Raw genomic sequence first — 8289 nt, 5'->3', positions numbered from 1 at the left:
TTTTCTCCACTATAAAATCAAAAAAAGGTTGATTATATGAATATTAATTAAAAAATGGTTATAATTCACATATATGCATTATAATAATTAATGTTAATTAATAAAAAGAATTTAAATGATTAAATAAAAATTATTTTATTAAAAAAGTGTTATCATAAATAATGCCTTTTTTAATAAAATACTTTATTATGTTTCTGTTTTGCTGATTATATAATATAATATATAATATAGAGTATTTTATAAACATGATTTAATATTTATAATATAAATTTCATGATTACAATAATTTATATAAATTAAATTATTTTAAAATAAAAAAATATTTTTTGAATAAAAAGGGGTATTGATCAAATGGCAAATATTAAACAACAAAAAAAACGCAATAAGACTAACGAAAAACGTAGATTAAAGAATGCTTCTTACAAATCTTCCGTTAAAACAGCAATTAAAAAATTTAAAGCTGCTGCGGTGGCTTCTGAAAAAATACAAGCTTTAACATTGTTAAATTACGTTAATAAAAAATTAGATAAAGGTTTATCCAAAGGAATTTATCATTCTAACTTTGTTTCTAGAAACAAATCTAATTTCTCTAAAATGTTTAATCAAATTTAATGAATAAACATTTTTTTCTTTAAAAACATTCTTTAGAAATCAATTAAAAAAAATTCAATAGCAAGATTATCATATCTTTTTGTGGATATGTGAATTTGTTTTTGCTATTATAAGAAATTTTTTTAAAATCTCTATTACAAAATAGACTTAATAAAAAGATTATCACAGTAGTTTTAATATCTGTCTTTTAAGTTTATTGGTTATTTAATAACCTGATCAAACAAAGGATTATGTTAATATAATGTTAGACTTGAAATTTATAATTCAAAATATGGAATTAGTTATTCAAAAACTACAAACAAGACAAGAAGACTTTTCTTATTTAGAAGAACTTATTTTATTAAATCAATCGCGTAAAAATTTAATTGTTTCCATAGAACAAATAAGGTTTAAAAAAAATAATCTCTCTCGTTCTATAGGAACGTTGAAAAGAGAAAACAAATCTATTGATGAAATGATCGCTAAAGAGGCTATTTCTAAAAAAGAATTAGAAGCATTAATGCAAGAACTACAAACCATCGAAAATAAAATTAATCACCTGTTACATGGTGTTCCTAATATTCCTCACGAATCTACTCCTATCGGTCAAAGCGAAGAAGATAATGTTGTTATTAAACATTTTATGGAACCAGAAGAAAAACCTTTCCCTATTAAAGATCATGTGGAAATAGGCGAAAAATTAAATATTTTAGATTTGAAGGCGGCTGCTAAAGTAACTGGCAGCAGATTCGCTGTTTTAAAAGGAGCTGGAGCTCGTTTGGAAAGAGCTTTAATTAATTTTACGATGGATACGAACTCTCAAAAGAGTTATCAAGAAATCATCCCCCCTTTTATTGTCAACGAAAATTCAATGTTTTCTACCGGTCAATTGCCTAAATTTGAAAAAGAACTTTTCAAATTAAAATTAGATAAATATAATTGGTATTTAAATCCGACTGCTGAAGTACCTACTATTAATATTCATCGCAATGAAACTTTAAAGGTAGAACGATTACCCATTAAATATGTCAGTTTTACTACTTGTTTTAGACAAGAAGCAGGAGCTGCTGGAAAAGATACCAGAGGCATTTTAAGACAAAAACAATTTAATAAAGTGGAATTGATTCAATTTGTAGAACCGCAAAATTCTTACACTGTTTTAGAAGAAATGTTAAAAGATTCTGAAGAAATTTTGCAAAAGTTAAAAATACCTTATAGAGTGGTCGCTTTATCAACGGGCGATTTAGGCTTTAGCATGGCTAAAACTTATGATATTGAGGTGTGGTTGCCTAGTCAACAAAAATATCGCGAAATAGCTTCTATCAGTAATGCAGAAACTTTTCAAGCTCGAAGAGCCAACATTAAATTTAATAAAAATAAAAAAGATAAAAACGAATACGTTCATACTTTAAATGGATCAGCTTTAGCTATCGGACGAACTATGATCGCTATTATGGAAAATTATCAAAATGAAGACGGAAATATTGTAGTACCTGATGTTTTAAAAAGTTATATGGGAATTGATATTATTAAGTAACATTTCAAAAGGTTGCAAACAACATTGCGAAAGGAATTTAAAGGATAAAACCTATGAATAAATGGGAAGATAAATTAAAAAAAATTAATATTTGGTATATTATGCTTTTCATTATCTCTATTGGCGTCATAATGTCTTTATGGGGTTTATTTCAAAAATCATTAAAAAAAGACGAATCTGAATCAGAAATATTATTAACTCTTTTAGACAAAAACGAATTGAAAATAAAACCTATTTTAACAAATGGGCTCCCTGTTTTATATGATTTAATAGTGACCTATAAAGAAGGTGATGAAAAAAAAACCAAAAAATATTCTTTTGTTGATGAAGAAAGTTTTCACCGAATAAGGAAAGAAGTGGAAAAAAACAAAGATTCTCCTTATGAAGTTTTTTTAGCTACAACTATTCAAGAACCTTACATGGGATTCGGTCCTTTATTTGGTTCTTTAAGAATATTTTTAACAGTCTTGATTTTTTATTTTTTGTTTACAAGTATGAAAGATATCGGAAGTCAATTCTCAGAACAATTTGGTGATAAAAATAAAACCCAATTAAGAAGAGAAGTGATTCGAAAACCGACTTTAACTTTTAAAGATATCGCTGGCGCTGACGAAGAAAAAGAAGAAATGAAGGAATTAATCGACTTTTTAAAAAACCCTAAGAAATACATAGATATGGGCGCCAGAATTCCTAAAGGAGTTTTATTATCAGGTCCTCCAGGCACTGGTAAAACTTTATTAGCTAAAGCGGTTTCTGGTGAAGCTGGCGTTCCTTTCTTTGCTGCGTCTGGTTCAGATTTTGTAGAAATGTATGTTGGACTGGGAGCTTCTCGTGTGAGAAGTTTATTTAAAAACGCCAAAATGAATGCTCCTTGTATTGTTTTTATCGATGAAATTGAAGCTATGGCTCGCAAAAGAGGATCTGATATGGGACATAGCGAAAATGAACAAACCTTAAACCAACTTTTAGTGGAAATGGATGGTTATAATAAGAATTCAGGCGTTATTGTTATTGCCGCAACTAACCAACCTGAACGCATAGATTCTGCGTTGTTAAGGCCAGGACGTTTTGACCGTCAATTTACCATTAATTTACCAAGTTTAAAAGATCGTGAAGCTATTTTAAAACTACATGCTTCTAACAAAAAAATAGAAAAAGATATCAGTTTGGAAGAACTAGCTAAGGAAACACCAGGTTTCAGTGGCGCCCAATTAGAAGGTATTTTAAATGAAGCTGCTTTATTAGCTACAAGAAGAAGAGCACGCAAAATCAATAAAAATGATTTAAGCGAAGCTTTAGATAGAATTTTAATCGGTTCTATTAAAAAAGGTGGAAGATACACTGATAAAGAGAAAAAATTAGTTTCTTTCCATGAGGCAGGTCATGCAGTTATTGGTCTTACATTACCCAATGCTAAAAAAGTCCAAAAAATCACTATTATACCTCGGGGTAAATCCGGCGGTTATAATTTGATGTTACCGGAAGAAGAAACTTATTTCTATTCTAAAAAAAGATTATTAGCCGAAATAACTTCTTATTTAGGCGGAAGAGCGGCAGAAGAATTATTTTTAGATGATATCTCTTCAGGTTCTTATGACGATTTCAAACAAGCAACTAAAATTGCGAGAATCATGGTGACTAAATTTGGAATGAGTGTTGTCGGATTAGCTCAATACGGAGAAGAAACGCCAACTTTTCACAAAGATTTTTCCGAATCTAAAGCTGTAGAAATTGACCAAGCTGTTCAAGATATTTTAACTAATGCTTACGCTGAAGCCAAACAAAAGCTTTTAGAAAACAAAATACTTTTATTTAAAATCGCTGATTATTTATCTGAAATTGAAACTCTTTCTAAAAGAGATATTGATGAAGTATTTACAACTGATAAAATCGCTTGGTACGAAGAAGAAAAACTTGCTAAAGCAGAAAAAGAAACTTTACTTGATAACGTTTCTGATGAAAAAAACACATCTGAAGAAGAAGAGAAAATTGTTTCTTCAAATGATAACAATGATGTATCAGAAGAAAAAGACGCTAATTCATCCGAAGAACAAGATGATAAAAATGCAGAAACAGAAAAAACTATCGAAGATGAAAATCTAGAAGTTGATGGCAAAAGCGAAGAAACTGAACATGATAACGGATGAAACAGATGAAGAATAATTCTGATTCATAAAAAAATATTTATTAAAAAACTAAAAATTTACTTTTCCGTCACAAACCAAAAAATTTTTTCTTTTTGGTTTGTGTACTTTATTTAAAATAAATGTATTTTATCTATTAAAAATACATTTATTTTTTTATTTATTTGTAAGCGAACAAATTTTATTCTATTGCGTTAGAAAGGCTCGATGCGAAATATGAAGAAATTTTTGGTTGAAGAAATAGAAACAGGTATGCGTTTTGATGTTTTTTTAGTGAAAAAATTAAATTTAAGCAAAAACAAATGCCAAAGTTTGATTTCTTCTGGAGAAGCCTTAATAAACGATCAAAAACAGAAAAAAAGTTATCTTTTGAAGAATAACGATGAAATAAAGGTAGAAATAATTACTAAAAATGTTGTTAATGAATTAGATCCTATTCCATTAGATTTGGATATTGTTTATGAGGATGATGGTTTAGCGGTAATTAACAAACCGGTTAATTTAGTGGTCCACCCTTCTTCTAGTTATAAAGGCATCACTTTGGTGAACGGTTTATTATACCAAATACCGGTTTTAAAAAAAATACAAGGCACAAGGCCAGGTATTGTCCATCGTTTAGATAAAGATACTACAGGTTTAATGATTGTCGGTAAAACGGAAGAAACCATCATTCAAATGCAAGCATTGTTGCAAAAAAGGCATGTTAAAAGGACTTACTGGGCTTTAATTCATGGTTTTTTAGGACAGCACGGGACCATTGTTTTGCCTATCGGTAGAGATGTGAAAAACCATTTGAAAATGTCTGTCACTTCTAAAGGAAAAGCATCAGTTACTCATTTTAAAACTTTACAAAGATTTGAACATTATTCTTTATTAGAATTAGAGTTAGAAACAGGTAGGACTCATCAAATAAGAGTTCATTTGTCTTATTTAAAGCACTCTATTGTGGGCGACAATTTATACGGCAATCATAATGAAAATATCAAGACCCAGTTATTGCATGCCAAAAAATTAGATTTTTCTCATCCTCAAAAAGAAAAAAAAATATCTTTGGAAGTCCCTTTAAATAATGCTTTTCAAAAGGCGTTAGATCAATTAGAATTAGAACCATCTTCTTTCCTGTAACTATTTTTTTATCAAAATAATGTTATTTTTTTAAAAGCGCGATTATGATATAAATGATTTAAAATTCATAGTTTTTATAAAAAATAACTTAAAAATAAGGAACCATTTTTTATGCATTTAGATACAATTAAACAAAAAATAGAAAACACATTAAATAATAAATACAACATTAAAACGATTATTAAACACAATGATAAAAGTCAATTATTTGATTTTTACTTAGCTCTTTTTGTTTATCAAAAATTTTAAAAAAAGATATTTTAGAAATTTTTAATAATTTTAAATCTGATTTAATGACTTTAAACGAAATAGAAGATATTTTTTTTGATAAAGGTTTTTTAAATATTAAAATTAATCGTCATTTGATTAGTGAAAAAGTTTTGATAGATGTTAGCGAATCAGGCACTAATTATGGACAATTAAAATCTAATAATCAAACTATTGTGATAGATTATTCTTCGCCTAATATTGCTAAAAATTTTTCTATTGGTCATCTTCGTTCTACAGTTATTGGTAATTCGCTGAAAAATATTTATAATAAATTAGGTTATAAAACGGTAGGAATTAATCATTTAGGCGATTGGGGCACTCAATTTGGTAAAATGATTTTAGCTTTTCAAAAATGGGGGAAGAAAGAATTAGTTTTAAAAGACCCTATTAATGAACTGCAAAAACTTTATATTTATTTTCATGACCAAGCAGAAACATACGAACAATTAAATCAAGACGCTAGAGAAATTTTTAAAAAATTAGAAGAAAATGATCCCGAAATAGTTGCTTTATGGAAATGGTTTAAAGATATTTCTTTAACTGAATTTCGTAAAATTTATGATTTATTAAATATTTCTTTTGATCATTATATTGGCGAATCTTTTTATCATGATAAAAGTATGGCTTTAGTGGAAGATTTGCGTGCTAAAAATTTATTATTGTTAGATCAAAAGGCTTATATTATACCATTAGAAGGTATTCCACCGGCTTTAATACAAAAAGACAACGGAAGCACTCTTTATTTGACTAGAGATATGGCGTGTGTTCTTTACCGTAAAGAAAGATTTAATTTTCAAAAAACTTTATACGTTGTAGGAAACGAACAAAAATTACATTATCAACAATTAAAACAAGTGATGAATAAAATCATGGGTTATGATTGTGATTTAGAACATGTGAATTTCGGTTTAGTATTGCTTGAAAATACGAAGATTTCGACTCGTAAAAGTAATAATTATAGATTGATTGATATTTTGGAAGCTACTACTAAAGAAGCAGAAAAAACAATTCAAGAAAAAAACCACAATTTAACTAATATTCATGAAACAGCTCAAAAAATAGCGATCGGCGCTGTTGTCTTTAATGATTTGAAAAATGATCGCCATTTAAACATTGAATTTAATTTAAAACACATGTTACAATTTGAAGGCAATACAGGCCCCTACTTACAATATACTATTGTCAGGCTTAATTCTGTTATTAAACAATTAAAAAAAAGCGATGATTATGTGGAAAAAAAATGGGTTCAAATGAAAGTTTATTTTGTTCAAGATCATTATTTCGCTTTAATTAAGTTAATGGATCAATTTTCTTCTGTTTTAAAAAAAGCGAAAAAAGATAATATGCCGAGTGTACTAGCGAGATATTTGCTGAAATTAGCTAAAACTATTAATCAATTTTACGCTCTGGAAAAAATTTTAACTGACGATTTAGTTTTACAAAAAGCGAACGGTTTATTAATTAAAAATGTTTCTACTGTTATAAAAGAAGGGTTAAATATTTTAGGCATACCTATTTTAGAACAAATGTAATTCCTTCTATGCTAAAAATTTTAATCAACTTATCACTCTTTATCATATAAAAAAATAAACCACTAAAAAGAGTTTATTTTTTATCTTTTTATCGTCTTTTTAATGATTCCATTTTTGTATTTTTTTGCTTGTAAAATGAGTTAAACTAACTAAAACGATATATAAAAAAGATACTTACCATTATAAAAGGCGTAATGGCATCGAAAGCAATAGAAATATTACGTTTCTGCTGCTTATAATAAATTTACCATTCCAATAACAGAAAATAAAAAAGTTTCTTTTAAATTAATAATCAATTGGTTCCGAAAAGAAGGAATTATTCTTTTAAATGTTTGTTCTAAAATAATATAGCAAAAAACTTGTTGTCTTTCCATTCTTAAAGCATAACCGTCTTCTATTTTTCCTCGAAAAAGCAGTATTTAATAAAACCACAATTAAAGCTACATATAAAATACCTGTAAAACCTTTAAAAAGATAAAAATAAACTAATGAATTATAAAATAATAAAGGCTTGCACAGCTATTGGAATCGCTTTAAAAATATTCATGAAAAAATCTATTAAAAGAGAGAAGTTTTTTTTGGGAATAAAAGACCATTTTATGAAAATTTTGTGATTGTTCTAAAATAGTTTTTATGAATACTAAAAATAAAGCCAATAATAAACTTAAAAACAATCCATCCATATTTATGAATAAGGCAATCATAAAACCTGTTTTATAGGACGGTAAAGGGCGCCATAAATTGGACCAAAAGTGGTTTTGTTTTTCAAGGTTTTTGTCTTTGTTTAAATTTTGGTCGTATGCAGTTTGAGAAGCTTTAAGATATTTTTGGTATTTGCTATCTTCGCTAGTATTAAAATTTTCTAATTTACAAATTAATATTTTTTTCCTGTTTTGATAAAATGTATTTGCATATAAATTCTGTAAAGTTCATAATTGTAGAATTATTCTTTTGTCTTTGAATGAGGTTAATTTTTACTAAAAAAACGCTTCTCATAAATAAAATCATTTAAAACTTAATTTTATCATAAATCCATAATAATCGTATCTTATTTATGAGAGGTTAAATTTAAAAAAAAATTAATTTTTTT

At 27.3% G+C, this 8289-nt stretch carries 7 protein-coding genes; 6 read left to right on the top strand and 1 reads right to left on the bottom strand.

Annotated features, from left to right (window positions below; translation table 11 throughout):
* Positions 1-351: 351 nt before the first annotated feature.
* From rpsT to argS, 6 genes are all read left to right on the top strand, one after another.
* Positions 352-612: a 30S ribosomal protein S20 gene (gene rpsT, locus CPX_RS02250; RefSeq protein WP_053521551.1), complete on the top strand. Its 261-nt coding sequence runs from the start codon at positions 352-354 to the stop codon at positions 610-612.
* Between the two features lie 241 nt (positions 613-853).
* Complete coding sequence (serS, locus tag CPX_RS02245; RefSeq protein ID WP_053521550.1) at positions 854-2128, top strand: serine--tRNA ligase; 1275 nt, start codon at positions 854-856, stop codon at positions 2126-2128.
* A 53-nt stretch (positions 2129-2181) separates the two neighbouring features.
* Complete coding sequence (ftsH, locus tag CPX_RS02240; protein WP_053521549.1) at positions 2182-4275, top strand: ATP-dependent zinc metalloprotease FtsH; 2094 nt, start codon at positions 2182-2184, stop codon at positions 4273-4275.
* Positions 4276-4488: 213 nt separating this feature from the next.
* Positions 4489-5397: an RluA family pseudouridine synthase gene (locus tag CPX_RS02235; protein ID WP_053521548.1), complete on the top strand. Its 909-nt coding sequence runs from the start codon at positions 4489-4491 to the stop codon at positions 5395-5397.
* A 111-nt stretch (positions 5398-5508) separates the two neighbouring features.
* Positions 5509-5646 (top strand): hypothetical protein, encoded by a 138-nt coding sequence (locus tag CPX_RS03390; protein ID WP_235443249.1) that lies wholly within the window; start codon positions 5509-5511, stop codon positions 5644-5646.
* Complete coding sequence (gene argS, locus CPX_RS02230) at positions 5640-7199, top strand: arginine--tRNA ligase (protein WP_320408631.1); 1560 nt, start codon at positions 5640-5642, stop codon at positions 7197-7199. The genes CPX_RS03390 and argS overlap by 7 nt, the downstream gene beginning before the upstream one ends.
* A 233-nt stretch (positions 7200-7432) precedes the next feature.
* On the opposite strand, the gene CPX_RS03045 is transcribed toward argS, so the two are convergent.
* Complete coding sequence (locus CPX_RS03045; protein WP_161802336.1) at positions 7433-7573, bottom strand: hypothetical protein; 141 nt, start codon at positions 7571-7573, stop codon at positions 7433-7435.
* Positions 7574-8289 lie beyond the last annotated feature (716 nt).

The organism is Candidatus Phytoplasma pruni (assembly GCF_001277135.1).
In the GTDB taxonomy this organism is placed as follows: domain Bacteria; phylum Bacillota_I; class Bacilli_A; order Acholeplasmatales; family Acholeplasmataceae; genus Phytoplasma; species Phytoplasma pruni.
The sequence above is the reverse complement of the archived record's forward strand: the minus strand, read 5'-3'. Positions and strand labels throughout refer to the sequence as shown.

Bases quoted from the DNA above. Each gene is read 5' to 3' on its own strand.
- rpsT (WP_053521551.1), top strand. From the start codon at position 352: ATGGCAAATATTAAACAACAAAAAAAACGCAATAAGACTAACGAAAAA.
- serS (WP_053521550.1), top strand. From the start codon at position 854: ATGTTAGACTTGAAATTTATAATTCAAAATATGGAATTAGTTATTCAA.
- ftsH (WP_053521549.1), top strand. From the start codon at position 2,182: ATGAATAAATGGGAAGATAAATTAAAAAAAATTAATATTTGGTATATT.
- CPX_RS02235 (WP_053521548.1), top strand. From the start codon at position 4,489: ATGAAGAAATTTTTGGTTGAAGAAATAGAAACAGGTATGCGTTTTGAT.
- CPX_RS03390 (WP_235443249.1), top strand. From the start codon at position 5,509: ATGCATTTAGATACAATTAAACAAAAAATAGAAAACACATTAAATAAT.
- CPX_RS03045 (WP_161802336.1), bottom strand. From the start codon at position 7,573: ATGGAAAGACAACAAGTTTTTTGCTATATTATTTTAGAACAAACATTT.